The sequence below is a fragment of the Sphingomonas sp. RS2018 genome, from assembly GCF_054489605.1.
Map to the genome: position 1 here is coordinate 644,076 of NZ_JBTMWL010000001.1, position 23,316 is coordinate 667,391.

Annotated in this window: 23 protein-coding genes and 1 other RNA gene; 11 read left to right on the forward strand and 13 right to left on the reverse strand. The window is 69.4% G+C overall.

The window, feature by feature from the left end; all coding sequences use genetic code 11:
- The first annotated feature begins 15 nt into the window (after positions 1-15).
- Positions 16-384, forward strand: a complete 369-nt coding sequence (locus tag ACX40P_RS03255) for a DUF4440 domain-containing protein (RefSeq protein ID WP_459124846.1) — start codon at positions 16-18, stop codon at positions 382-384.
- 192 nt (positions 385-576) lie between these two features.
- Here the strand turns inward: ACX40P_RS03255 and ssrA are convergent.
- Positions 577-923, reverse strand: a transfer-messenger RNA (tmRNA) gene (gene ssrA / locus ACX40P_RS03260).
- Between the two features lie 44 nt (positions 924-967).
- On the opposite strand from ssrA, the gene ACX40P_RS03265 reads away from it, so the two are divergent.
- Complete coding sequence (locus ACX40P_RS03265; protein WP_459124847.1) at positions 968-1,399, forward strand: RrF2 family transcriptional regulator; 432 nt, start codon at positions 968-970, stop codon at positions 1,397-1,399.
- On the opposite strand, the gene mscL is transcribed toward ACX40P_RS03265, so the two are convergent.
- Positions 1,396-1,830 (reverse strand): large conductance mechanosensitive channel protein MscL, encoded by a 435-nt coding sequence (gene mscL, locus ACX40P_RS03270; protein ID WP_459124848.1) that lies wholly within the window; start codon positions 1,828-1,830, stop codon positions 1,396-1,398. The genes ACX40P_RS03265 and mscL overlap by 4 nt on opposite strands.
- Before the next feature lie 95 nt (positions 1,831-1,925).
- Here mscL and ACX40P_RS03275 point away from each other — a divergent pair, with 95 nt between their 5' ends.
- The 4 genes from ACX40P_RS03275 to ACX40P_RS03290 all read left to right on the forward strand — a co-directional run bounded on the left by ACX40P_RS03275 (position 1,926) and on the right by ACX40P_RS03290 (position 4,690).
- Positions 1,926-2,516, forward strand: coding sequence for a LemA family protein (locus ACX40P_RS03275; RefSeq protein WP_459124849.1), 591 nt, complete (start codon positions 1,926-1,928; stop codon positions 2,514-2,516).
- A 106-nt stretch (positions 2,517-2,622) separates the two neighbouring features.
- Positions 2,623-3,483 carry a TPM domain-containing protein gene (locus ACX40P_RS03280; RefSeq protein WP_459124850.1) on the forward strand — a complete coding sequence of 287 codons (861 nt, stop codon included), beginning with the start codon at positions 2,623-2,625 and terminating at the stop codon, positions 3,481-3,483.
- Positions 3,483-4,154: a TPM domain-containing protein gene (locus ACX40P_RS03285; protein WP_459124851.1), complete on the forward strand. Its 672-nt coding sequence runs from the start codon at positions 3,483-3,485 to the stop codon at positions 4,152-4,154. Before ACX40P_RS03280 ends, ACX40P_RS03285 begins: the two co-directional genes overlap by 1 nt.
- A gap of 32 nt (positions 4,155-4,186) precedes the next feature.
- Complete coding sequence (locus ACX40P_RS03290) at positions 4,187-4,690, forward strand: NUDIX hydrolase (RefSeq protein WP_459125228.1); 504 nt, start codon at positions 4,187-4,189, stop codon at positions 4,688-4,690.
- A gap of 59 nt (positions 4,691-4,749) precedes the next feature.
- Here ACX40P_RS03290 and ACX40P_RS03295 read toward each other — a convergent pair whose 3' ends face one another.
- The 4 genes from ACX40P_RS03295 to ACX40P_RS03310 form a co-directional block, all read right to left on the reverse strand.
- Complete coding sequence (locus ACX40P_RS03295) at positions 4,750-5,031, reverse strand: ETC complex I subunit (RefSeq protein WP_459124852.1); 282 nt, start codon at positions 5,029-5,031, stop codon at positions 4,750-4,752.
- Between the two features lie 11 nt (positions 5,032-5,042).
- Positions 5,043-7,568: an ATP-dependent helicase HrpB gene (gene hrpB / locus ACX40P_RS03300; protein ID WP_459124853.1), complete on the reverse strand. Its 2,526-nt coding sequence runs from the start codon at positions 7,566-7,568 to the stop codon at positions 5,043-5,045.
- A gap of 353 nt (positions 7,569-7,921) precedes the next feature.
- Complete coding sequence (locus tag ACX40P_RS03305) at positions 7,922-9,364, reverse strand: helicase HerA domain-containing protein (RefSeq protein WP_459124854.1); 1,443 nt, start codon at positions 9,362-9,364, stop codon at positions 7,922-7,924.
- Between the two features lie 133 nt (positions 9,365-9,497).
- On the reverse strand, positions 9,498-10,511 hold the full coding sequence (locus ACX40P_RS03310) for a polyprenyl synthetase family protein (protein ID WP_459124855.1): 1,014 nt from the start codon (positions 10,509-10,511) through the stop codon (positions 9,498-9,500).
- Positions 10,512-10,588: 77 nt separating this feature from the next.
- On the opposite strand from ACX40P_RS03310, the gene ACX40P_RS03315 reads away from it, so the two are divergent.
- Positions 10,589-10,870: a chorismate mutase gene (locus ACX40P_RS03315; protein ID WP_459124856.1), complete on the forward strand. Its 282-nt coding sequence runs from the start codon at positions 10,589-10,591 to the stop codon at positions 10,868-10,870.
- Between the two features lie 41 nt (positions 10,871-10,911).
- Here ACX40P_RS03315 and ACX40P_RS03320 read toward each other — a convergent pair whose 3' ends face one another.
- The gene (locus ACX40P_RS03320; RefSeq protein WP_459124857.1) at positions 10,912-11,697 is read right to left on the reverse strand and encodes a PEPxxWA-CTERM sorting domain-containing protein; all 786 of its coding nucleotides are present in this window, start codon (positions 11,695-11,697) and stop codon (positions 10,912-10,914) included.
- A gap of 402 nt (positions 11,698-12,099) precedes the next feature.
- Between ACX40P_RS03320 and ACX40P_RS03325 the strand changes: the two genes are divergently transcribed.
- Positions 12,100-12,630, forward strand: a complete 531-nt coding sequence (locus tag ACX40P_RS03325) for an FxDxF family PEP-CTERM protein (RefSeq protein WP_459124858.1) — start codon at positions 12,100-12,102, stop codon at positions 12,628-12,630.
- 221 nt (positions 12,631-12,851) lie between these two features.
- Here the strand turns inward: ACX40P_RS03325 and smc are convergent, their stop codons facing one another.
- The 4 genes from smc to ACX40P_RS03345 all read right to left on the reverse strand — a co-directional run bounded on the left by smc (position 12,852) and on the right by ACX40P_RS03345 (position 18,396).
- Positions 12,852-16,274, reverse strand: a complete 3,423-nt coding sequence (gene smc / locus ACX40P_RS03330) for a chromosome segregation protein SMC (RefSeq protein ID WP_459124859.1) — start codon at positions 16,272-16,274, stop codon at positions 12,852-12,854.
- Between the two features lie 158 nt (positions 16,275-16,432).
- Positions 16,433-17,173 (reverse strand): thioredoxin domain-containing protein, encoded by a 741-nt coding sequence (locus ACX40P_RS03335; protein WP_459124860.1) that lies wholly within the window; start codon positions 17,171-17,173, stop codon positions 16,433-16,435.
- A gap of 18 nt (positions 17,174-17,191) precedes the next feature.
- Positions 17,192-17,854 (reverse strand): DsbA family protein, encoded by a 663-nt coding sequence (locus tag ACX40P_RS03340; RefSeq protein ID WP_459124861.1) that lies wholly within the window; start codon positions 17,852-17,854, stop codon positions 17,192-17,194.
- Positions 17,854-18,396 carry a DUF721 domain-containing protein gene (locus ACX40P_RS03345; protein WP_459124862.1) on the reverse strand — a complete coding sequence of 181 codons (543 nt, stop codon included), beginning with the start codon at positions 18,394-18,396 and terminating at the stop codon, positions 17,854-17,856. Before ACX40P_RS03345 ends, ACX40P_RS03340 begins: the two co-directional genes overlap by 1 nt.
- A 39-nt stretch (positions 18,397-18,435) precedes the next feature.
- Between ACX40P_RS03345 and ACX40P_RS03350 the strand changes: the two genes are divergently transcribed.
- From ACX40P_RS03350 to nudC, 3 genes are all read left to right on the forward strand, one after another.
- Positions 18,436-19,470 (forward strand): A/G-specific adenine glycosylase, encoded by a 1,035-nt coding sequence (locus tag ACX40P_RS03350; RefSeq protein WP_459125229.1) that lies wholly within the window; start codon positions 18,436-18,438, stop codon positions 19,468-19,470.
- Positions 19,455-20,795: a serine hydrolase domain-containing protein gene (locus ACX40P_RS03355; RefSeq protein WP_459124863.1), complete on the forward strand. Its 1,341-nt coding sequence runs from the start codon at positions 19,455-19,457 to the stop codon at positions 20,793-20,795. The genes ACX40P_RS03350 and ACX40P_RS03355 overlap by 16 nt, the downstream gene beginning before the upstream one ends.
- Before the next feature lie 114 nt (positions 20,796-20,909).
- Positions 20,910-21,809: an NAD(+) diphosphatase gene (gene nudC, locus ACX40P_RS03360; protein WP_459124864.1), complete on the forward strand. Its 900-nt coding sequence runs from the start codon at positions 20,910-20,912 to the stop codon at positions 21,807-21,809.
- A gap of 150 nt (positions 21,810-21,959) precedes the next feature.
- Here nudC and ACX40P_RS03365 read toward each other — a convergent pair whose 3' ends face one another.
- Positions 21,960-22,352, reverse strand: a complete 393-nt coding sequence (locus ACX40P_RS03365) for a hypothetical protein (protein WP_459124865.1) — start codon at positions 22,350-22,352, stop codon at positions 21,960-21,962.
- Between the two features lie 64 nt (positions 22,353-22,416).
- Entirely contained in the window at positions 22,417-23,307 is an 891-nt protein-coding gene (locus tag ACX40P_RS03370; protein ID WP_459125230.1) for a prephenate dehydratase, read from the reverse strand.
- Positions 23,308-23,316: the final 9 nt, after the last annotated feature.

Sequence of the window (23,316 nt, forward strand, 5' to 3'; positions counted from 1 at the left end):
AACGGGAGACGAAGCATGGAAGACGATCGGGTCTGGGCGTTCGAGGACAGCCTGTGGACGGGCGACGCCGACAATTATCGCGAAAAGATGGATGCCGACGTGATCGTCGTCGTGCCGCAGCCGCCCTATGTGTTGTCAGGCGACGAAGCCGTCGCGGCGGTCGCCGACACCCCGCGCTGGGACGAGGTGGGCTTCACCGACGAACGCATCGCCCGGCCGCAGGAGGGGCTGATCGTCGTCGCCTACACTGTCACCGCCAGCCGCGGCGACGAGGAGTATGTCGCGCATTGCTCGTCGACCTATCGCCGGTTGGAACATGAGGTGTGGAAGGTCGTGCAGCACCAGCAGACGCCGCCGCTGACCGCGGGTGGTGCGAAAGATTAGGACAATTAAGATCCGTTCGTGCTGAGCGTGTCGAAGCACTGCACTTTCTTCGTTCGGCATTTTCTGCGGCACGAAGAAGGACAGCCCTTCGACGAGCTCAGGGCGAACGGGTTTGGCTGGAGCGATAGTTCGATCTGGCCTGATAACCTGGAAAGGTGGGGAGCTTCTGTTGCTCGGTGCCCCCCGAACCGCCGGAGTCGCTTCTGTTGCCCGGTGCGCCCGACCGCGCATTTTAGAATAACCTTAGGCCGTTAGGCCGTGGGGTTACGCCGCAATTGCGAGTGCTTCGTTATCGTTGGCACTTGTGTAATGGGCCGTTGCGGTGGTCCCATTCCGAGCGAAAGACTACGCTTTTCAATACACGTCGATCCTGGTTCGGCCCCGTCAGAAACGGTATCCAGAAATACCACCGTTTATGGTGGAGCCGCCGGGTACTGCCCCCGGGTCCGCTGCATCTATTGTACGCAATCCTTTATCGCCATAGCCGGGCGAACCCGGCAGCAACGGATATAGGCCCGCGACCAGGAATTTGGAAGGGTCGGCCTTCACCCCGCCACAAAATCGGTGCAGGGGATAGCATATCATGCTGACCCAGCGCTCCCGCTACGCACTTCGTGCCATGTTGTTTCTTGCGACCCAGGACCGCTCCGGCGCACCCGTCCCGATGAACCGCATCGCCGCCACCGCCAACGTTCCGCGCAAGTTCCTCGAACTGATCCTCGCCGACCTGCGCGAGGCCGGCTTCCTGCTGTCGCACCGGGGGAAGGCCGGCGGCTATCTGCTCGCCCGGCCCGGCCATCTGATTTCGCTGGGCGAGATCATCCGCGTCATCGAAGGGCCGCTGGCGCTCGTCCCCTGCGTCAGCCGCACCGCCTATCGCCCGTGTACCGACTGCCGGGACGAGGCGGCGTGCGCGATCCGCATCGCCATGGCGCGCGTGCGCGACGAGACTGCGCGGATCCTCGACGGCACCAGCCTGGCCAATGCCGTCGCGCAGGACTTGGTCGCCGCCTAGACCCGCGGACGCGCGCGCAGTTCGTCGCGAATCTCGCGCAGCAGTGCGATGTCGGCGGCTTCCGCTGCCGGTGCGGCTTCTTCGGGCTTGGGCAGAATGCGGGTCACCGCGCGCAGGATCAGGAAGATGATGAGCGCGACGATCAGGAAGTTGGCCGCCTGCGTCACGAACTCACCATAGCCGAGCAGCGGCACGCCCGCCTTCTTGAGCGCCGCATAGTCGGTCGATCCCGCGAGCTGGGGCGGCACGGCGCCCAGCACGACGAAATAACTGGAGAAATCCAGCCCGCCGAAGATGCGCCCGATCACCGGCATGATGATATCCTCGGTCAGCGAGGTGACGATCTTGCCGAACGCCGCACCGATGATGACCGCGACCGCCAGGTCCAGCACGTTGCCGCGCATCACGAACGCCTTGAATTCCTTCAACATCATCAGACCTCCAGCTTCGGCACCGCCGATTGCCCATTGCGCGGACGGCGTGCGCGCCTAAATGTTGCGCCGCTGAGGGTTGGGAGACAAGTGACATGAAGCTTCGTGCAGCATTCGTCGGTATCGCCGCGCTGACCCTGTCGGCCTGCGGGCTGAACAGCATCCCGACGGCGGAGGAGAATGCCAAGGCGCGCTGGGCCGACGTCCAGAACCAGTATCAGCGCCGCGCCGACCTGATCCCCAACCTGGTCGCCACGGTGAAGGCCGCCGGCGCGCAGGAGAAGGCGATCCTGACCGAAGTCACGCAAGCGCGCGCATCGGCGAGCCAGGTGCAGGTGTCGGGCGAGCAGCTGACCGATCCCAACGCGGTGGCCGCCTATCAGCGCGCGCAGGCGGGCGTGACGCTCTCCCTGCAGCGGTTGCAAGAGGCGTATCCCGAGCTGAAGAGCCAGGCGAACTACACCACGCTGATGAGCCAGCTGGAGGGTACGGAGAACCGCATCACCATCGCCCGCAACGATTACAACGAGGCGGTGCAGGCGTATAACACCCGCATCCGCACCTTCCCCGACGCGGTCGGCGCGAAGATCTTCTACGGTGCGAAGCCGATGACGACCTTCACCGCGACGACGCCGGGTGCCGAGACTGCGCCGTCGGTCGGTGCCGCGTTCGGGAACGGCAGTTAAGCGCCTTCCACACCCGTTCGGGCTGAGCGTGTCGACGCCCTGCCTTTCTCTTTGAGGTTGAAAAGACGTGCAGCCCTTCGACAAGCTCAGGGCGAACGGGTGGGGGATGGTTTCGCTGTTCCTCGCGCTATTTGCCGTCATCGCACCGGCGCAGGCGCAGACCTTCCCGAAGTTCACCGGCTTCGTGGTCGACGACGCCAACGTCCTGCCGCCGGATGTCGAGGCGTCGCTGACGGCGAAGCTCGACCAGCTCCAGAAGGACACCAAGCGCCAGCTGGTCGTCGCGACGATCGGCGACATGCAGGGCTATCCGCTCGACGAATATGGCAACAAGCTCATTCGTACCTGGGGCGTCGGCCTGAAAGATGTCAACAACGGCGCCATCCTCTTCGTGGCTCCGAACAATCCGGCGGGTCAGCGTGGGCCACGGATCGAAGTCGGCTATGGTCTCGAGCCGATCCTGACCGATGCGCTGTCGAGCCAGATCATCAATCAGCAGATGATGCCGCGCCTGCGTGAGGGCCAGTTGCCGCAGGCGATCGAGGCCGGCACCGATGCGATCGTCGCGCAGCTGCGCGCCAGTCCCGAGGAGCAACAGGCGCGCGTCGATGCCGCGGTGAAGCAGGTAGACCGCGCCGGTCCGACCCGGCGCAGCGGGGCGCGCAGCAGCGGTTTCCCGATCAGCCTCGTCTTCTTCGGTCTCATCCTCGGCTTCGTCCTTCTGTCGTTCGGGCGGCGCGGCAAGGGCCGCAAATATCACAGCGACGATGGCGGAAGCGCGCTGCCGATCATCCTCTGGTCGATCGCCAACGAGATTGGCCGCGAGGCGGGCCGGGGCGGTGGTGGCGGCTTCGGCGGCTGGGGCGGAGGCTCCGATGGGGGCGGCGGTGGTGGCTGGGGTGGCGGCGGCTTCTCCGGCGGCGGCGGCGGTTCCGGCGGAGGCGGTGGCGCCTCGGGGAGCTGGTGATGCGCCTGACCGAAGCCGATCATGCGAAGGTTACCGCGGCCGTCACGGCGGCGGAGGCGCATACCGATGGCGAGATCGTCACCGTCGTCGCGCGCCAGTCCGACAAATATCATGACGCCGCGCTGCAATGGAGCGTGCTCGCGATGTTGTTCGTCCTCGCCCTGCTGGCGGTGTTTCCGACCGTGGCCGATGCGGTGCACCTGCGGCTGACCGGCGGCTGGGAGGGGGCGGCACCCGCCGGGTTCCACTACACCGTCGCGCTGGTGCTGATGATCGTGACGTTCCTCGTCACCCGCCTGCTGTTCGCGCCGGTCGGCGTGCGGATGGTGCTGACGCCGGGCGCGACCAAGACGCGGCGGGTGCGCGCGAAGGCGGTCGAGCTGTTCCGCACCGGCGCCGAGAAGCGCACGGTCGCCGCGACCGGCGTGCTGCTGTACCTCAGCCTCGCCGAGCATCGCGCCGAGCTGATCGCCGACGCCGCGATCCATTCGCAGGTCAGCGAGGACGTGTGGGGCCATGCGATGGCGGCGCTGGTCGCGGCGGTGAAGGACGGGCGGCCCGGTGACGGCATGGCCGCCGCGGTCGCCGAGATCGGCGTGGTGCTGGCCGAACACTTCCCGCGCAGCGAGGGCGACACAAACGAACTCCCCGACCGGTTGATCGAACTGTGAGTGTCCCGGACGCCGACGTGGCGGAAGAGACGATGTGGGAAGGCCGGTTTGTCGCGGCGAAGCGGCGCGGGCGCTGGGAATATGTGTCGCGGACGCGCGGGCTGCGCGCCGCGGTGATTCTGGCGATCGACGACGGGCATGTGCTGCTGGTCGACCAGTATCGGGTACCGCTGGGCCGGCGCTGCCTCGAACTGCCCGCCGGACTGGTCGGCGACGAGGATCCGGACGAAAGCATCGATACGGCGGCGCTGCGCGAGCTGGAGGAAGAAACCGGCTACCGCGCCGGGCGGATCGAGTCGCTCGGCGATTTTGGTTCCTCGCCCGGCATGCTCAGCGAATATTTCACGCTGTTCCGCGCCACCGCGCTTGAGCGGGTCGGTGCCGGCGGGGGCGTGCCTGGCGAGGGTATCACCGTCCACCGCGTGCCGCTCAGCGATATCGCCGCCTATGTCGCCGCGCGCCGGGCAGAGGGCATGGCGGTCGACGTGCGGATGCTGCTGGTGCTCGGTGGCGGGATGCTGACCGAACGCGCGTAAGACCGCCCTGTCAGAGAACGCAGCAAGCAGACCATATCACCGCCGTGTAGGACAGCACCCTATTTGAAGTTGTCGGCGTAGGCCTGCAGCTTCAGCTTGCGCTCGGGCGCGGAAATCACCTCATAGATCAAGCCCTGCTTCTCCGCATAGGCGATCGCGGCGGCCTGCGTCGGGAAGGTCAGGCGCAGCTGGTTGCGCGTGTCGCCCGAACCGGCCCAGCCGGTCAGCGGATCGGGCTGCTGCGCCTCGCTCGGCTCATATTCGAGGACCCAGCTGTCGGTGCGGGCGCGGCCCGACTGCATGGCGTTCTTGGGGCGCTGGTGGATGCGTGCCTTGGACATGGGTTCGCTCCTTAATCCGATCTGCGCGCGCGTGCATCCGCATTTTTGGTGCGCATCGTCGCGGAGGCGGCGGCGGGGTCGTCGGGCCAGGGATGGCGGGGATAGCGGCCGCGCATCTCCTTCGCCACGTCGCGCCAGCTGCCCGCCCAGAAACCGGGCAGGTCGCGCGTCGTCTGGATCGGACGGCCGGCGGGGGAGGTGAGGCTGAGCACCAGCGGCACGCGCGCGGCGCCGATCACCGGATGCTCCGACAGCCCGAACAACTGCTGCGGGCGCACCTCGACGGTCGGGCCGGCGTCGGCGGCATAGTCGATCTCGTGGCTGGAGCCGGCGGGGGCCGCGAAGCGCGGCGGGGCGAGGCGGTCGATGCGCTGCATCCCGTCCCAGCCGAGCAGAGCCTCGAGCGCGCCCGCCAGCCCCTCGACCGCGTCGAGGCGGCGCCTGCCGGCGAGCAGCGGCGGCAGCCAGTCGTCGAGATGCGCGATCAGCGCCTCGTCGGCCAGCGCATCGATGCCGGCGAAGGCGGCGCGGGTACGGAGAGCCATCGCGCGCGACGACCAGGGCAGCAGCGACAGGCCGTGGCGGCGCACCCCCTCCAGCAGCGCGACGGCGATCTCGCCCGGATCGGCGGCGGCGTCGGGACCGGTGGCGAGGCGGATCGCGCCGAGCCGCGTCTCGCGTGTCGCGGCGACGCCGCCGGTGGCCGGATCGAACGCGACGAAGCGACGGGTGACGATCCGGTCGGCGAACAGTGCTTCGACTGTCGCGCGATCGATCGCGACGGCGGACAGGATGCGCGCGCCCGCCGCCATGCCGGCGGTTTCGGCGACCGCGAGCCACTCGGCGCGGGCGAGCGGCGACGAGGCGTCGAGCCGAAAGCCGCGCCCGCCGGCGGAGGCCCATGTTTCGCCCGACGCGTCGCGGCGCTTAGCGATGCGATCGGGATAGGCGAGCGCGATAGCGGTGGCGAGGGCGTCTGACGGAAGATGCTCTCCCCTTCCTGGAAGGGAGGGGCTGGGGGTGGGTTGGTGTGGGGCGGGCGGTTCGGTCCCTCGAGGGCGACCCACCCCCGCCCCCTCCCTGTCAGGGAGGGGAGTTAGGCGCGCCCACCGCTCAGCCATCTTCCGCGCCGCCTCCGCCCGCTGCCCGCGCTCGCTCCGCCAGCGGCGCAGGCGCACCTCCAGATCGGGGTCGGTCCCGCCGATGCCGCGTTCGCTGAGCAGCACGGCGGCCTGCGCGGCGGTCGCACCCAGACCCATCTCGCCCGCGCGGATCAACATATGCGCGAGGCGGGGCGGCAGCGGCAGTTTCGCGATGGCGTGGCCGTGCGCGGTCGGGCGCCCGTCGGCGTCGATCGCCTCCAGCGAGGCAAGCCGCCGCCGCGCCTCGCTGACCGCGGCCTCGGGCGGGGGATCGAGCCAGCGCAACGTCCGGGGGTCGGCGACGCCCCAGATCGCGCTCGCCAGCACCAGCGCCGAGAGGTCGGCCTCCAGTATCTCGGCGGGATCGAAGCGCGGCAGGCCGGCGGTCGCCGCCGCTTCCCACAGGCGATAGGCGACACCCGGCCCCTGCCGCGCGGCGCGGCCGGCACGCTGCGTAACCGCGGCTTGGCTGGCGCGTTCGGTGACGAGCCGGGTCATGCCCGCGGCGCGGTCGTAGCGGGGGCGGCGGGCAAGGCCGGAATCGACGACGACCGACACGCCCGCCAGCGTCAGCGAAGTCTCGGCGATCGCGGTCGCCAGCACCACGCGGCGGGTATCGGACGGCTGGATCGCGGCGCGCTGCGTGGCGGGATCGACCTGTCCGTGCAGGCGGTGGACCTCGACGCCGGGGATGTCGCCCAGCCGCTCGGCGGTGCGCTCGATCTCCGCCACGCCGGGCAGGAAAGCGAGGATGCTGCCGCTTTGTTCGCGCAGCGCGGTGCGGATGGCAGCGGCGACGCCGTTCTCGATGCGTGCATCGGCGGCGCGACCGATGTGGTGGAGGGTGAGGGGGTGGGACCGCCCCTCGCTCTGGATGACCGGCGCGTCGTCGAGCAGCGCGGCGAAGCGTGCGCCGTCGAGCGTCGCCGACATCGCGACGATGCGCAGGTCGGGGCGCAGCGCCGCCTGCACGTCGAGCGCGAGCGCGAGGCCGAAGTCCGAATCGAGGCTGCGTTCATGCACCTCGTCGAACAGCACGGCGGAGATGCCGGCGAGTTCGGGATCGGACTGGATGCGCGCGACGAAGATGCCCTCGGTCACCACGGTCACGCGGGTCGCGGCCGACCGCTTGCTGTCCATGCGGGTGGCATAGCCGAAGGTGCGGCCGACACCCTCGCCGGCATTGCCCGCCATCCGCTCGGCGGCGGCCCGCGCGGCAAGGCGGCGGGGGGAGAGCAGCAGCACCTCGCCCGTGCACCAGGGCTGATCCAGCAGCGCCGGAGCGACCGCGGTGGTCTTGCCCGCACCCGGCGGCGCGACGAGAACCGCGATGGAGCGAGCGCGGAGGGTGGCGAGCAGGTCCGGCAGGACGGCGTGGATGGGGAGGGCGGTCACCTAAGCAATCCGCGAATGTTGAGAAAGTTGAGAGGTGTGGAGCGTTGCTGCGGGGCAGGTGCGGTCCGGCCCGTCACCGCCGTGCTCCCGCGCAGGCGGGAGCCCAGCAGAGCCGCAAGTGTTGCCGCCCGTACCCCTGGGCTCCCGCCTGCGCGGGAGCACGGGGTGTTTTGCGCCCGCGACCCTTCCACCGTTCGTGCTGAGCTTGTCGAAGCACTGCCCTTCTTCCTGCCTCGTACGTTGTGAATACGGCACGAAGGACAGTGCTTCGACAGGCTCAGCACGAACGGGGAGGGGGAGGCGCCTGTCGACATCGTCCTACCCAAGCACATCCGCTGTCCGGTAGGACAGCCTCACGCCTCCGCCGACGCGGTGCTCCACCCCAGGCGGGGGATGGTGATCGAGCGGCGGCCGGACAGGTCGATGCGGGTGACGATGACGTCGCGGCTTTCCATATAGCCGAGCATGCGGCGCGCGCGGCCGAGGGAGGTGGTACCGTAGCAGCGGGCGACCGCGTCGTCGCTGGGCGCGGCCTCCCCCTCCCGCGCGGCGCGGGCGATCAGCAGGAAGGCGCCGATCATGTCGTCGGGCAGGTCGCGCGCTGCCGCCATCGCCTCGGCCCATTCGCCCTCCAGCTTCTCGAAGATGCCGGCCCGCGCCGCCGCCAGCCGGCGGGCGAAGGCGGGGGCGTCGAGCGGCGCGCGGCGGACGCCGGCCATGCGGCAGCGGACCGCGAAGTCCTGATGCAGCACCGCGGCGGGGCGGGTCGCCGAATCGGGATCCTCGACGATCGCGCGCAGCGCATCGGCGACGACGGTGTCGAAATCGGGCGCGCCGGGTTCTGGGAATTCGAATTCGGCCGGCGGCACCGGCGCCATCTCGCGCAGCACGTCCTCCGCGCGCGGCGGCGGAGGCGGCGCGGGGGGTGGGGGTGGCGGCGGGAGGTCGAGCGCGGCGAACAGCGTGTCGCGCGCGCCCGCTTGCGCCGTGGGGAGGGGGACGAGCTTCGGGCTGGAACTGCGCGCCGACGTCTCGACCGCGCCGATCTTCACCGTGACCGGACGCCGCGCGATGGCGGGGCCGAGGCCGAGGAAGGTGCCACGCTGCAGGTCGCGGATGCTCTCCGCCTGCCGCCGCTCCATGCCGAGCAGGTCGGCGGCGCGCGCCATGTCGATGTCGAGGAAGGTGCGGCCCATCAGGAAGTTGGACGCCTCCGCCGCGACGTTCTTGCTGAGCTTTGCCAGCCGCTGCGTCGCGATGATGCCGGCCAGGCCGCGCTTGCGCCCGCGCGACATCAGGTTCGCCATCGCGCCCAGGGTCGTGCGACGTACCTCCTCGGTCACCTCCGCGCCGCCGCTGGGCGCGAAGATCTGCGCCTCGTCCACCACCACCAGCGCGGGATACCAGTGCTCACGCGGCGCATCGAACAGGCCCATCAGGAAGGCGGTGGCGCAGCGCATCTGCCCCTCCATCTCCAGTCCTTCGAGGCTGAGGACGATCGACGTGCGATGCTCGCGCGCGCGGCCGGCGAAGCGCGTGATCTCCGCCACCGAATAATCCACCGCCTCGATCGCAACGTGGCCGTAAGCGTCGGCGAGGGTGACGAAATCGCCCTCGGGATCGATGATGACCTGCTGCACCTGACCCGCCGATCCTTCGAGCAGGCGGCGCAGCAGATGCGACTTGCCCGACCCGGAATTGCCCTGGACCAGCAGGCGGGTGGCGAGCAGTTCCTCCAGATCGATGGCGATGGGGCGACCGGCGGGGTCGAGGCCCATGTCGACGGCGAAGGTCATCGCGAGGGCGTCAAACGCGACATCCGTTCGTCCTGAGCTTGTCGAAGGACTGCACTTCTTCTGCTTGGAAAAAAGGGCAGGGCTTCGACAAGCTCAGCCCGAACGGGAAAGGGGTGCACGTCGACTGCTACGCTCAATACGCGCGGGCGACCGCGAACTCGACCGCCTCGATCATCGCGTCCTTCGCCGCACCGCTGCCGAACATGCCGAGCGCGTCGATCGCGCGCTGGCCATAGTGGCGGGCGCGGGCGAGGGTGTCGTCGACGGCGCGGGTGGCGCGGATGCGCTCGACGGCTTCGGCAAAGTCGGCGTCGGCGATGCGGCGGCCCATCACCGCGTCCTGCCAGAACTGGCGCCCCTCCGCATCGGCACGGGCATAGGCGAGGATGATCGGCAGCGTCATCTTGCCTTCGCGGAAGTCGTCGCCCGCGTCCTTGCCCATCGTGCCTGCGTCGGAGACGTAATCGAGCGCGTCGTCGACCAGCTGGAACGCGATGCCGAGGTTGCGGCCATAGGCGTCGAGCGCGGCCTCTTCACCATCGGAGCGTTCGGCGACCACCGCTGCGATGCGGCAGGCGGCGGCGAACAGCGCGGCAGTCTTCGCGCCGATGATGTCGAGATAGCGTTGTTCGCCGAGATCGATGCGGCGGATCGCGGTGAGCTGGTTCACCTCGCCTTCCGCGATCACGGCGGAGGCGTTGGAGAGGATCTTCAACACCTTGAGCGAACCGTCCTCGACCATCAGCTCGAAGCTGCGGCTGAACAGGAAGTCGCCGACCAGCACGCTGGCGGGGTTGCCCCAGATGATGTTGGCGGTGCGCTTGCCACGGCGCAGGTCGGACCCGTCGACGACGTCGTCGTGCAGCAGCGTCGCGGTGTGGATGAATTCGACCGCGGCGGCGAGGCGATGGTGGCGCGTGCCGGGATAGCCGAGCAGCTTCGCGCTCGCCAGCGTCAGCATCGGGCGCATCCGCTTGCCCCCGCCGGCGATCAGGTGACCGGCGAGCTCTGGGATCAGCGGGATATCCGACTGCATCCGGTCGAGGATTTCGCGGTTCACGCAGTTCATGTCGTGCGCGACGAGCGCCAGCATGGGATCGAGCGAGGGCGGGCGGCGGTCGCCCAGGCGGTGGATCGTGGCGCTCATGCTGCGAGTGCAAATGGCGGCTCGGGGGCCGCAAGGCAAGCCTTGCGGGACGCGCGCCGGCGTTTCAAGGAGGGCGCATGACCGATCCGACGCTGGAGCATTATCGCCAGAGCATCGACAATATCGATGCCGCCCTCGTCTTCATGCTGGCCGAGCGGTTCAAGGTGACGCAGGCGGTGGGCCGCTACAAGGCGACCGCCAAGCTGCCGCCCGCCGACCCGGGGCGCGAGGAGGCGCAGATTGCGCGGCTGCGTGGCCTCGCGGCGGATGCGAACCTGGACCCGGAGTTTTCCGAGAAGTTCCTGCGCTTCATCATCGACGAGGTGATCCGCCACCACGAACGCGCGCGGGGGAAATAGAAGCGCCCGGGCGACGAACTGCCCGGACGCTCCTGTTCCGGTTACGCGAAGACCGCGCGACGACGAGCCGAGCGCAGCGCGCCGCCGACCATGCCGAAGCCCATGATGGCGAGCAGCCAGCTGGCCGGTTCCGGCACCACCGTCGCGTTCAGCACGACATCGTCGATCGCCAGCGCATCGTCGGTCGACGATTGATCGAGCCCGGTCCAGCGGATCGCGAAGCTGCCGCCGGTGGCGATCGACAGGCCCGAGATGGTCGCGCCGATCGGCGTCGAGGAGAAGGTGGCCGAATTCGGGCTGGTGAAGTTCAATGGCGAGAAGGCGGTCCAGGTGCCCTGGTTGTCGCTCAGCCCGGTCGCGTTCAGCGAGTAGCTGAAGGCCAGCACGTTGGTCGCGGCACCGTTGCGATATTGTTCGCCGTTGAACGCGATGGCGAGCGAGGTGATCGTGCCGCCGAGCGCATTGGTGAAGAAGGCGCCGATGTCGCCACGGTCGAGCGAGCCGCTGGGCAGATAGCCGAGCGCGCGATCGCTGCTGCCGCTCGCGCCGAAATTATAGGAGTCGCCGGCGTTGCTGCTGCCCGTGCCGACGGTGTAGCCGGTGTTGGCGTTCGAGCCTTCCTCACGCACGCGCCAGCCGACAGGCAAAGCGGAACCGGTGGTTCCGGTCGCGCCGAGCGAATCGAAGTTCTGGGTGTAGCTGCGTTGCGTCAGCGTAATCGGCGTCGTCGAACCGTAGGTGGTGGTCTGCGCAAAGGCGGTCTTGGCGGCGAGCGCCATCGCGCCGAAGCCGATCAGGGTGCGCAGGATCTTGGGTGCCGTGGTCATCGAACAGTCTCCGAAGGAATGCGTGCGACGCGAGGTGCGCCCGACGAATCCCCAAGCAGGCTAATGTTGAAGCGTTGTGACAGCCGTCCCGATTTGGAACATATTCGGCAGTCGTGGGTGCGCTTTCTCGACAGAAAAGTTCCGAAAAATATCGCTGATCGACATCAACTTCTTTGGAGCGCTCGTTCAGCTCCAAGGGGCGATATTATAGAATTATATCAATTGGATAGAACGAAATCCTAGTTGGTTGCGAATTGCGGATGCGGCCGCGTCCAGCATCGGATTTGGTTGTCATGCGCCAAAATGGTGCAGTGCCAGAAAAGGTGAACGGAACATTAATCGACAGCGGCGGTTCCAGCCCCAGCTCCGCAACGAGCTCAGTTCAGTAAGGGGTACAGCGTAATGAAGAAGATCGTCCTGTCCGCGGCCATCGCGGCGTCCGCACTCGCGTTCGCACCGGCCGCCAGCGCCGCCACCTACATCTTCACCAATCCGGGCGCGAACGGCTTCGCAACCTACACGTTCGGGAACAATGACGTCGGCACGGCCGCGACCTTCGACGACACCATCGTCTTCACGACGCCGTCGTCGGGCTTCCTGTCGCTGTCGCTGAGCGAAGTCGCAGCGAACGCGATCAACAACGTCGAGTTCACGACCGTCACGCTGAACGGCACTGCCGTGACGCTGTTCAGCGGCCCGGGCGGCGAGCCCGACTTCGGTTCGCTGATGGGCCTGTTCAACGCCGGCACCAGCAACACGCTGCGCGTCATCGGAACCAACGGCGGCAACGGCGTGTACAGCGGCACGATCGCCTTCGCACCGGGCGCCGTGCCCGAGCCGGCGACGTGGGGCCTGATGATGCTCGGCTTCGGTGGCATGGGCTTCGCCATGCGTCGCCGCCGCAAGGTCGAGACGCGGATCCGGTTCGCCTGATCCAGCCAGTTTAGTACTGCGTACCGAAAGCCGTCGGCCCGAAAGGGTCGGCGGCTTTTGCTTGTGCGTCACAGGTGGGAAAGTGCGGACCCCTCAACCGTTCGGGCTGCGCTTGTCGAAGCCCTGCCCTTTCTTCTCAGGCACGCGCGCTCGGAACGAAGAAGGACAGCCTTCGCGAGCTCAGGGCGAACGGGGGACGAGTCAGCAGAAACGGGTGGGGGTTACTCCGCAGCCACCAGCCGTTCCGCATCGCCCAGATCGACCGACACCAGCCGACTCACCCCCTTCTCGATCATCGTGACACCGAACAGGCGGTGCATCCGACTCATCGTCGCGGCGTTGTGCGTGACGATCAGATAGCGGGTATCGGTTTCGGCCACCATGCGGTCGAGCAGGTCGCAGAAGCGGTCGATGTTGGCGTCGTCGAGCGGCGCATCGACCTCGTCCAGCACGCAGATCGGCGCAGGGTTGGTCAGGAACAGCGCGAAGATCAGCGCGACCGCGGTCAGCGCCTGTTCGCCACCCGACAGCAACGTGAGCGACTGCAGCCGCTTGCCCGGCGGCTGGGCCATGATCTCCAGCCCCGCCTCCAGCGGATCGTCGGAGTCGATCAGCGCAAGATGCGCCTGCCCGCCGTCGAAGAGCGTCGTGAACAGGCGGCGGAAATGCCCGTCGACCGCCTCGAACGCGGCACGCAGGCGCTCGCGCCCCTCGCGGTTCAACGTCCCGATCGATCCGCGCAGGCGGTGGATGGCCTGGGTCAGCTCGTCGCGCTCGGCGGCGCTGGTCTGCGCCGAGCCCTCCAGTTCGGCCAGTTCGGCCTCGGCGACCAGATTCACCGGCCCGATGCGCTCGCGCTCGGCAGTCTGGCGCTCATGCGTCGCCGATTCTTCGGATGGGGAGCCGACGTCGCTCGCCTCGAAGCCGGCGCGCTCGGGCAGCAGCGGCGGGGGGCATTCGAAGCGCTCGCCCGACAGTCGCCCCATTTCAACGCGGCGGAGCTCCTGGTTCTCGGCCCGGGCGGCGGCGCCCGCGCGGGCTTCGCGCGCCGCCGACAGCGCCTCGGCGGCGGCATGCGCACCGGTTTCGACCTCGCGCAGCCGCGCCTCGGCGGCGCGCTCTGCGTCGGCGTGGGCGTCGGCATCGGCGCGGGCAGTCGCCGCTTCGGTGTCGAGCGCGGCGATGCGTCCGGCCAGGCGTGCCGGCTGCTCGGCCAGCCATGCGCGCTCGGCGGTCAGCTTCGTCTCGTGCGTCGCGGTGTCGGCGATGCGGCGCGCGGCGTCGCCAGCGCGATCCTTCCACCCGCGCGCCTCGACCGCCGCCGCCGCCGCACGCTCGCGCGCCGCCGCGATCTCGCGGTCCAGCGCGGCGCGGTCGGCCCGCCCGCGCGCCACCGCTGCGCGGGCGCGCTCCGCCGCCGTACCAAGCGCCGCAATCTGCGCGCGCGTTTCTGCCCCATCGGGCAGGGCTGCGAGCGCTGCCTCGGCCGTGGCCAAGTCGGCCGTCGTCTCCTCCACTTCGTGCGACAGCCGGGTCGCGCGCAGGTCGAGGTCGTGGCGCTGCGCCGCGAGTCGCTCGATCGCGGCGGCGACGCGGTCTTCGGTGCGCACCGCGTCGCGACCGGCGGCCTCGGCGGCATCGAGCATCCGGCGCTGGGCGGCGGCTTGCGCGCGCGCGTCCGCGATCGTCGCGTCGATCGCGTCGACTGCGGCTTCGGCCATAGTCACCGCCTCGACGGCGGCGGGGCGGGCGGCGTGCAGGGCGCGGAGGCGGTTGATTCGTTCGAGCCGTTCGGCCGCCGCCGCACCGTTGCCGCGCGCGACATAGCCGTCCCAGCGGCGCAGCACGCCGTCGCGCGTGACCAGCCGCTGACCCACTGCCAGCGGCGCGCCTTCGTCGACATCGACGACGAACACCTGCGCCAGTCGCCGCGCGAGCACTGCGGGCGCCGCGACCCGTTCGGCAAGCGGCGTGGCCCCCGCCGGCGCGGCGGGATCATCGCCGCGCGGTTCGGCGCCGGCCCAGTGGCGCTCGGCGACAGCGTCCAGCCCCGCGTCGAGATCGTCGCCCAGCGCCGCGGCGAGCGCGCGTTCGAAACCCGGCGCGGGCTCGATCCGGTCGAGCAGCCGGTCGCGCGGCGAGGGTTGCACCGTCTTTGCGAGCGCGCGCTGCTCACTGTCGATCGCGGCGAGTTCGGCATGCGCCGCCGCGCGCGCCGATTGCGCGGCATCGCGGCCATCCTGCGCCTCGCGCTCGGCTGCCGTCGCGGCATCGAGCGCGGCGCGGGCGCGGGTCGCCGTTGCGGCGGCGGTGTCGCGCGTGGTGCGGGCCTGCGTGCGCTGATGCTCGAAGTCGGTCAGGTCGGTCAGCACCGCTCGTTCGCGCGTGACGACATCGACATCGCGCTGGACACGCTCGTACCGGATGCGGGCAGCGTCCCGCGCCGCGGCGGCGACGCGTGCTTCGGCGGCCTCGCTCGCCTGTGCAGCCAGCGCCTGCGCCAAGGCTACCTCGGCATCGCGCGCGGTTCGCTCGGCCTCGGCCAGCAGCGTGTCGAGCGCAGGCGAGCGCGCGGTCGCTTCGGCGGTACGGGCCTGCAGCGCCTTTGCTTCCGTGGCGAGGCGCGCGAGCGCGGCGGCGGCGTCGTTGGCAAGCGTGCCTTCACGCGTGCGATCCTCGGTCAGGCGGCGGAGCTGGTCGTCGAGTTCGGCCAGGCGTTGTTCGGCCACCTTGTGCTGCGTCCGCGCCTCCGCCAGCGCGTGGCCCGTCTCGCTCGCCCGGTCGCGCGCGGCGAGCGCCGCCTGCCGCGCATCGCCAAGCTCGCGTACCGCCGCCGCCTGCGCCTGGCCGGCGGCCGCGGTCGCGTCGGAACACTCGGCGACGAGACGCTCTGCCGCCGCCGCCTCCGCCTTGGCCGCATCGGCCGCGGCGGCGGCATCGCGCCAGCGCGCGAAGATCATCCGCCCCTCCGCCACGCGAATCTGCGCCGACAGCAGGCGATAGCGCTCCGCCTGTCGCGCCTGACGCCGCAGTTGCGACGCGCGCGCCTCCTGATCGGAGATGACCTCGGCCAGCCGCGTCAGGTTCGCCTCAGTCGCGCGCAGCCGCGTCTCGGCATCCTTGCGGCGGACGTGCAACCCGGCGATGCCGGCGGCTTCCTCCAGCATGGCGCGGCGCTCGGCCGGGCGTGCGGCGATGATCGCGCCGATGCGGTTCTGGCTGACGAGCGCGGGCGAATGCGCACCGGTCGCGGCATCGGCGAAGGCGAGCGCCACGTCCTTCGCGCGTACGTCGCGGCCGTTGATGCGATACGCGCTGCCGGCGCCGCGTTCGATCCGGCGGACCACCTCCATCTCGGTTGGCGCGCCGGTAGCGATGTCGGCGACGTCGTCGGCCAGGATCGAGACTTCGGCGAAGTCGCGCGCCGGGCGGGACTGCGTGCCCGCGAAGATCACGTCCTCCATCCCCGCGCCGCGCATCGACCGCGCGCTGGTCTCCCCCATCACCCAGCGCAGCGCCTCGAGCAGGTTCGACTTGCCGCAGCCGTTGGGGCCGACGACGCCGGTCAGCCCGGGTTCGATGACGAGATCGGCCGGGTCGACGAAACTCTTGAACCCGGTGAGGCGCAGGCGACGGATTTTCATCGGCGCAGGCCTGCGGCTATCGTTCGCGTCCCCACCGTACGTGCTGAGCGAAGTCGAAGCATCGCCGCACACGCTGGACATGCGGCACGCAGTGCTTCGACTTCGCTCAGCACGAACGGAATAGGGGGCAGCACGACATGACCACCCCCCAACCGTCCTTACGCCCCTGCGGCCTTCAGCGCGGTCTCGACCTGCTGCCAGTTGACCGTATTCTCCAGCATCTTGCCGTTCAACAGGAACGTCGGCGTGCCGGGGATCGGATAATCCTTGTTGGCCTTCTCGTTCATCTTGGTCAGCAGTTCGGCCTGCTTGGTGTCGGCGAGGCAGGCGCGGGCCTGTGCCTCCGGAATGCCGCGCTGCTTGACGAAGTCGAGATAGCCGGTCGCCTCGGCGAACTTCGTCGCCTGCTGCGGCAGCGGCAGCGCGCCCAATTGCTGGTAATAGCTCTCGGGCAGCTTCTGCAGCACGTCGAGCACGCGCGGCTGGTCGGCGTACATCTGGTTCAGGATCGGGAAGAACGGCCCCGGCCCGCCGCATCCGCCGACCAACGCCGCCGCGACGTCGGCGCCGTTGCGCAGGAAGTCGCGGAATTCATACGAAACCTTGCCAGTCGCGACGTAATTCTTGGTCAGCGGCTCGAACGCCTTCTCGTCGAATTCGCGGCAGACGTGGCAGGTGCGGCTGCCGAACTCGACCAGCTTGATCGGCGCGTCCGGGTTGCCCATCAACCAGCCGCCCTCGGGCGTGCGGACGACCGTCTCGACCCAGTTGGTGCCGGCGGGCGCCGCCTTCGCCGCGACCGGCGCGGCGGTGACGGTGTTGTCGACCTTGGTCGTGTTGCCGCCGTCGCCGCAGGCGGTGAGCGCGGTCGCGGCGGCGAGGATGAGCAGGATACGCATCGTAATAGGGCTCCGTAATTACTTGGCGCCGGCGGCGCGCAACTTGGGTTCGAGGCTGGCCCAGTCGAAGCCTTCGACGAGCTTGCCGTTCACTTCGAAGCCCGGCGTACCGGGGATCTTCGCGAACGCCGCCTTGGTAGAGGCGAGCAGCTGGTTGAGCTGGACGTCGCTGGCGAGGCACGCGGTCAGCGCGGCGGGGGTGACCCCGGCCTTCGCGCCAATCGCGGTAAGGCCAGAATTGTCGGCGACGGCACGGATCTGCGCGCGCTGCGGCATCGCCTGCACCTTGGCGAGGTTCGCCTGCGCCCAGGTGCCGCCCTTTTCCATCCACGCCTCCTGCTGCGCGAAGATCGCGGTGGATAGCGCGGTGAAGCGGCGCGGACCGCCGCAGCGCGCGATCGACCAGGCGGCGAGGTCATAGGGATCGCGCACCGCGGCGCGCGTCTCGACCTGCACGCTGCCGTCGCGGACCATCGTGTCGTGCAGCGTCGCCTTCGACTGTTCGACGAAATGGCCGCAGTGCGGGCAGGTGAAGCTGAGATATTCGACCAGCTTTACCTTCGCCGCCGGATTGCCGACCGCGAAGCTGCCCGCCGGCGTCGTCGTCGCGACGGTGCGATAGTCGGGGGCGGGCGCGGCGGCGGTCGCGGCAAATGCGACGAGGACGGCGAGCAGCTTCATCACGAGATCTTTCCGACGACGGGAATGTCGCGCACCGCCTCGACCCCGGCGGCGAGCGACGACAGCACCGCCTTCAGTTCCGGATCGGCGATGGTGCGGAGCGATTCGCCCAGTTCGAAACTGACCGGGCGGAGCGAGGGCGGTGCGGTGCGGGCCGGCGCGCGCTTCACGTCGCCCTGGCGGATGACGAGCTTCGCGACCGCGCCATAGCCGAAGAAACGGTTCACCCGCTCGATGATCTCGGGCGCGATATGCTGCATCATCGTGGCATGCGCACCGGCGACCGTCAGCGTCAGCGTGCCCTGCGCCCGCTCGCCCATCGGGAAGCGGATCGATTCGGGGACGGAGACGCGGGCATATTTCGCGCCGACGATATCCTCCCACCGCGACACCACCGACGATTGCACGAAGCCGAAGCGGCGAAAGGCGGCGCGGCCGACGTCGGGCAGCAGTTCGCTGACCGCGCGCGCGCGATTCGAGCGCACCGGCTCGGCCTTCGCGGGTCGCGCGGTCGTCGGTCGTGGGGCGGGGGGCTTCGGCATCCGCCATCCCCATGCCATAGCGGGGGCGTGTCCGCCAAGATGCCTGCCCAGATTCCCCCGATCGCCGATCGCCTGCTGCGCTGGTACGACGCCAACGCCCGCACGCTGCCGTGGCGTGCGCCGCCGGGCGCCAATACGACCGATCCGTACCGCGTCTGGCTGTCGGAGGTGATGCTGCAGCAGACCACGGTCGCGGCGGTGCGTCCGCGGTTCGAGGCATGGGTGGCGCGCTGGCCCGATTTCGTAAGCCTCGCTGCCGCCGACGAGGCCGATGTCATGGCCGCCTGGGCGGGGCTCGGATACTACGCCCGCGCCCGCAACCTCGTGAAATGCGCGCGCGTCGTCGTGGCGGAGCATGGCGGGCGCTTTCCGGAGGACGAGGCCGCGCTGCGCCGGCTGCCGGGGCTTGGCGATTATACCGCCGCCGCGATCAGCGCGATCGCGTTCGGGCGCCGCGCGGTGGTGGTCGATGCCAATGTGAAGCGCGTGGTGGCGCGACTGTTCGCCGACGACGGATCGAACGTCCGCGCGCTCGCCGACGGCATCACCCCCGACGCGCGGGCGGGCGACTTCGCGCAGGCGATGATGGATCTGGGCAGCGGCATCTGCACGGTGCGCTCGCCCAGATGCCTGTTGTGCCCGTTGCGCGAGGATTGCGCGGGGCATGCGAGCGGCGATCCCACCGCCTTCCCGGCGCGCAAGGCGAAGGCGGCAAAGCCGGTGCGGCACGGCACGATCTTCTGGGCGGAGGCGGACGGATCGGTGTTACTGGTGCGGCGGCCCGATCGCGGTCTGCTGGGCGGTATGCGCGCACTGCCGACGGGGCCGTGGACTGATGGGCCGCCCGGTCTCGCCGATGCGCCGGTCGCCGCGGACTGGCGGATGCTGGAAACCGCGGTCAGCCACAGCTTTACCCATTTCGATCTGGTGCTTCGCCTTGCGACCGCCCGAATCCCGCGTCAGGACCTGGACGGTGAGTGGTGGCCGGTCGACGCGCTCGAGTCGGCGGGGCTACCGACCGTGTTCGCCAAGGCGGCGGATGTGTTGAGGAGAGAGACATGCGGACGAGACTGATCGTGGCGGCCCTGCTGGCCGCCGGCAGCGCGGTGACGGCGCATGCCTGGCAGGCGCAGCCGGTCCAGCGGCAGGCGGCACCGGCCCAATCACCGGCGATGCGCTCAGTCCCCTCGACCTATCCCTCCATCCAGACGCTGTTCGACGGCTATGTCGCGCAAAAGAAGATGCCCGGCATCGTCGCCGCGATCGGACAGGGGGAGGCGCCCACCAGCTTCATTTCGGCCGGCACGATCGCCGAGGAAGCCGGCGCGGCGAAGGCCGGGCCGGACACGCTCTGGCGCGTCTATTCGATGACCAAGCCGGTCACCGCGATGGCGGCGATGATCCTGGTCGAGGAGGGCAAGCTGAAGCTCGACCAGCCGGTCAGCGATTTCTTCCCCGGCTTCGCGAAGATGCGCGTGCTGACCAGCCCCGACACCTCGCTCGACAGCGTGCCGGCGAAGACGCCGATCACCGTGCGCATGCTGCTGACCCACACTGCCGGGCTCGGCTACAACATCTCCGCCAAGGGGCCGCTGCTGAAGGAATATGAGCGGCTGGGCATCCTGCCCGGCGCGGTCAACGCCGCGGTCGAAGTGCAGGCGCGCCTGGCCCGGCCGAAGACGCTCGCCGAATTCGCCACCCGCGCGGCGACGCTGCCGCTGATCGCCGAGCCCGGCACGAAATGGAGTTATTCCATCGGCCTCGACGTCGCGGCGGCGGTGGTCGAGAAGGCGAGCGGCATGGGCTTCGAACGCTTCGTGCAAACGCGGCTGTTCGATCCGCTGAAGATGCGCTCCAGCTACTGGCAGGTGCCGGCATCCGAAGTCGGCCGTTTCGCCGACAACTACGCCTTTGCAGGTAGCGCGATGCTCCCGGTCGATCCGGCGGCCTCGTCGGTCTATCTCTCGGCCCCGAGCTTCCCCTATGGCGGCGCAGGCCTCGTCATGTCGGCGCGCGACTACGACCGGTTCCTGCACATGCTGCAGGACGAAGGCACGCTGGACGGCGTGCGCGTGATGAAGCCGGCGACGGTGCGTCTCGCCATGTCGAACCTGCTGCCCGCGGGCGTCACCTTCCAGGGCGTGAACGCATCGACCGGCGGTCAGGCGAACGGCCCGGCGATGGGCTATGGCGCGGGCGGATCGGTGTATCTGGCCGACGTGCCCGGCGGCGCGAGCAAGGGCACCTACGGCTGGGGTGGTGCGGCCGGTACGATCGCGTGGGTCGATCCGGTCCGCAAGGTGCGCGGCACGGTGATGGTGAACTACTTCCCGGCGGACAAATGGCCGATCCGCAGCGACGTGGTGAAGGCGCTGTATGGGGACGCGGTGAGGCGCTGACCAAACTAATCCGTTCGTCCTGAGCTTGTCGAAGGACCGTTCTTCGTGCCGATGGGACATCGCTTGAAGATCGAAGAACGGTGCTTCGACAAGCTCAGCACGAACGGATTTGCGATGACGATAGGCTTCACCGGCGCCCGCCTCGACCGCGCCGATCACATGCGCGGCGACGAGGCCGCACTCGCCGCCGCACAGGCCGATCCCCGCGCGCGGTTGATGCGCCTGAACGCCGGCGATCCCGAGATCGACGCCGAGGGCTGCATCGTCTGGCGCCCCTTCGCCGACCGAGCAGCCGACGGCACGCCGATCTTCCTCGGCTTCGACCCCGACCGTCGCCCCTGCTTCGCCGAGAGCCGCCCCGACGACCTCGCCGGCCCCGCCCGCTCGCGCGCCCTCTACGTCATGCTCGATGCGATGCCGGCGGACGAGGCCGCGATCTTCGGCACGGTGCGCAGCCTGACCGGCTGGCACGCGCGCCACCGCTTCTGCGCGAATTGCGGACACGGCACCGCGATGATCCGTGCCGGCTGGGCCCGCAAATGTGGAGGCTGCGGCACCGAGCATTTCCCGCGCACCGACCCGGTCGTCATCATGCTCGCGGAATACGAAGGCCGCGCGCTGGTCGGCCGCGGCCGCGGCTTCCCGCCGGGCCGCTACTCCGCGCTCGCCGGCTTCGTCGAACCCGGCGAGTCGGTCGAGGAAGCCGTCGCCCGCGAGGTATGCGAGGAAACCGGCGTGCGCGTGCGGGACGTCCGCTACGTCGCCAGCCAGCCCTGGCCCTTCCCCGGCCAGCTGATGATCGGCGCTTTCGCCACCGCGGAAGGCGACACGCTGACGATCGACGCAGCGGAGATCGAGGACGCGATGTGGGTCACCCGCGACGAAGTCCGGGCCGCGCTGACGGGCGAAGCGGACGCCCGCTTTATCGCGCCGCCGCCCTATGCGATCGCGCGGACGTTGCTGGAGACGTGGGTGGGGCGAGCGACGAATTCGAAGATGGCTGTCGACCGGTAACGATCGTCGACAGCGTCACGACAGCAGCAGCGTCATGCCAAAGCCGCCGACTTTTGATACCGGTGCGTGTAAACGCAACGCCCCCGTGCTGATTGCGTGGTACATCGAAGGCGTGCGAAAGGATGCGCCGACGTCGTCAGTGCTGAACGACTAGCTAGCCTTGAACGCCAGCGCGTCGCGTATCGCGCCACGCTTGGTGTAGACCGCGTTAAGACGCCCCGCCGCGTCGCAGCGATCGAACACCGGCGAGAGCCGCGACCGTACCAACGAACGCTCCCGCGATGCTTCGTTTTCGACGTATGCGCGAGCATTAACCGGAGCAGCAGCTAAGACGCATAAATCCCATTTCAAACGCTCGAACGAAGTATTCGATCGTGTTGATGCCGAATTGGGATCTCCGGCGCGATTTATGCTCGCAAAGTTCGCCGCGATATCGCCAGTCTGCCGGGTTTCAATCTGCAACTGCTGCAATTGCGGCGTGGCGCCTTGCTGTGCCGACGCCGGTGCCGATATCAGGAGCCCAAGGATAGCGATGCCGCGCATGGCATTTCTTCAAAAGTGTATCGAAGAATAGGCATTAGGAACAGGCGATGCAAATCGTCTTTAGCTAACCCCGCGCCCGCGCTTGTCGGTACGTCCCCAGCAGCCGCACCCACTTGCTGTGATACCCCAGCTCGTCCAGCGCCCGGTCGAACGCCGCATCGCCGGGGCGCCCGACCACGTCGGCGAAGAACTCTGTCGCGGCGAAGCTGGCGCCGCGCTGGTAGCTTTCGAGCTTGGTCATATTGACGCCGTTCGTCGCGAAGCCGCCCATCGCCTTGTAGAGCGCGGCGGGGACGTTCTTCACCTCGAAGATCAGCGTCGTCATGAACGGGCCGTCGCCCGCCAACGGGCGGCTGCCGCGCGCCAGCGTGACGAAGCGGGTGACGTTGTGCGCGGCGTCGGACACGTCCTCGGCCAGCATCTGCAAGCCGTACAGCCCGGCGGCGGCAGGCGGGGCAAGGGCGGCGAAGGCGGGGTCGGCGCGTTCGGCGGCGAGCGCGGCGGCACCGGCGGTGTCGGGGTAGGCGACCGGCGTGATCCCGTTGGCGCGCAGCCAGTGGCGGCACTGGCCCAGCGCCTGCGGGTGGCTCGCCACCTCGCGCACCGCGTCGCGCGGGCCGACGCTGAGCAGCGCGTGGCGGATCTGAAGGAAATGTTCGCCGGTGATGACGAGGCCGGATTCGGGCAGCAGGAAATGGATGTCGGCGACGCGGCCGTGCAGCGAATTCTCGATCGGGATGATCGCGCAATCGGCCGCGCCCGTCTGCACCGCCTCGATCGCGTCGGCGAAGTCGAAGCAGGGAAGCGGCAGGCCGGCGGGAAACGCCTCCATCGCCGCGACGTGGCTGTTGGCGCCGGGCGCGCCCTGAAAGGCGACGGCGCGGTCGGGATCGGCCTCGGCAGCCGCGGTCATGCGGGCGACGATCGGGCGGGCGGGGGCGGCGTAGCTCTCCATCAGGGCTGC

Bases quoted from the DNA above. Each gene is read 5' to 3' on its own strand.
- ACX40P_RS03255 (WP_459124846.1), top strand. From the start codon at position 16: ATGGAAGACGATCGGGTCTGGGCGTTCGAGGACAGCCTGTGGACGGGC.
- ACX40P_RS03265 (WP_459124847.1), top strand. From the start codon at position 968: ATGCTGACCCAGCGCTCCCGCTACGCACTTCGTGCCATGTTGTTTCTT.
- mscL (WP_459124848.1), bottom strand. From the start codon at position 1,830: ATGTTGAAGGAATTCAAGGCGTTCGTGATGCGCGGCAACGTGCTGGAC.
- ACX40P_RS03275 (WP_459124849.1), top strand. From the start codon at position 1,926: ATGAAGCTTCGTGCAGCATTCGTCGGTATCGCCGCGCTGACCCTGTCG.
- ACX40P_RS03280 (WP_459124850.1), top strand. From the start codon at position 2,623: ATGGTTTCGCTGTTCCTCGCGCTATTTGCCGTCATCGCACCGGCGCAG.
- ACX40P_RS03285 (WP_459124851.1), top strand. From the start codon at position 3,483: ATGCGCCTGACCGAAGCCGATCATGCGAAGGTTACCGCGGCCGTCACG.
- ACX40P_RS03290 (WP_459125228.1), top strand. From the start codon at position 4,187: ATGTGGGAAGGCCGGTTTGTCGCGGCGAAGCGGCGCGGGCGCTGGGAA.
- ACX40P_RS03295 (WP_459124852.1), bottom strand. From the start codon at position 5,031: ATGTCCAAGGCACGCATCCACCAGCGCCCCAAGAACGCCATGCAGTCG.
- ACX40P_RS03305 (WP_459124854.1), bottom strand. From the start codon at position 9,364: ATGACCTTCGCCGTCGACATGGGCCTCGACCCCGCCGGTCGCCCCATC.
- ACX40P_RS03310 (WP_459124855.1), bottom strand. From the start codon at position 10,511: ATGAGCGCCACGATCCACCGCCTGGGCGACCGCCGCCCGCCCTCGCTC.
- ACX40P_RS03315 (WP_459124856.1), top strand. From the start codon at position 10,589: ATGACCGATCCGACGCTGGAGCATTATCGCCAGAGCATCGACAATATC.
- ACX40P_RS03320 (WP_459124857.1), bottom strand. From the start codon at position 11,697: ATGACCACGGCACCCAAGATCCTGCGCACCCTGATCGGCTTCGGCGCG.
- ACX40P_RS03325 (WP_459124858.1), top strand. From the start codon at position 12,100: ATGAAGAAGATCGTCCTGTCCGCGGCCATCGCGGCGTCCGCACTCGCG.
- smc (WP_459124859.1), bottom strand. From the start codon at position 16,274: ATGAAAATCCGTCGCCTGCGCCTCACCGGGTTCAAGAGTTTCGTCGAC.
- ACX40P_RS03335 (WP_459124860.1), bottom strand. From the start codon at position 17,173: ATGCGTATCCTGCTCATCCTCGCCGCCGCGACCGCGCTCACCGCCTGC.
- ACX40P_RS03340 (WP_459124861.1), bottom strand. From the start codon at position 17,854: ATGAAGCTGCTCGCCGTCCTCGTCGCATTTGCCGCGACCGCCGCCGCG.
- ACX40P_RS03345 (WP_459124862.1), bottom strand. From the start codon at position 18,396: ATGCCGAAGCCCCCCGCCCCACGACCGACGACCGCGCGACCCGCGAAG.
- ACX40P_RS03350 (WP_459125229.1), top strand. From the start codon at position 18,436: ATGCCTGCCCAGATTCCCCCGATCGCCGATCGCCTGCTGCGCTGGTAC.
- ACX40P_RS03355 (WP_459124863.1), top strand. From the start codon at position 19,455: ATGCGGACGAGACTGATCGTGGCGGCCCTGCTGGCCGCCGGCAGCGCG.
- nudC (WP_459124864.1), top strand. From the start codon at position 20,910: ATGACGATAGGCTTCACCGGCGCCCGCCTCGACCGCGCCGATCACATG.
- ACX40P_RS03365 (WP_459124865.1), bottom strand. From the start codon at position 22,352: ATGCGCGGCATCGCTATCCTTGGGCTCCTGATATCGGCACCGGCGTCG.
- ACX40P_RS03370 (WP_459125230.1), bottom strand. From the start codon at position 23,307: ATGGAGAGCTACGCCGCCCCCGCCCGCCCGATCGTCGCCCGCATGACC.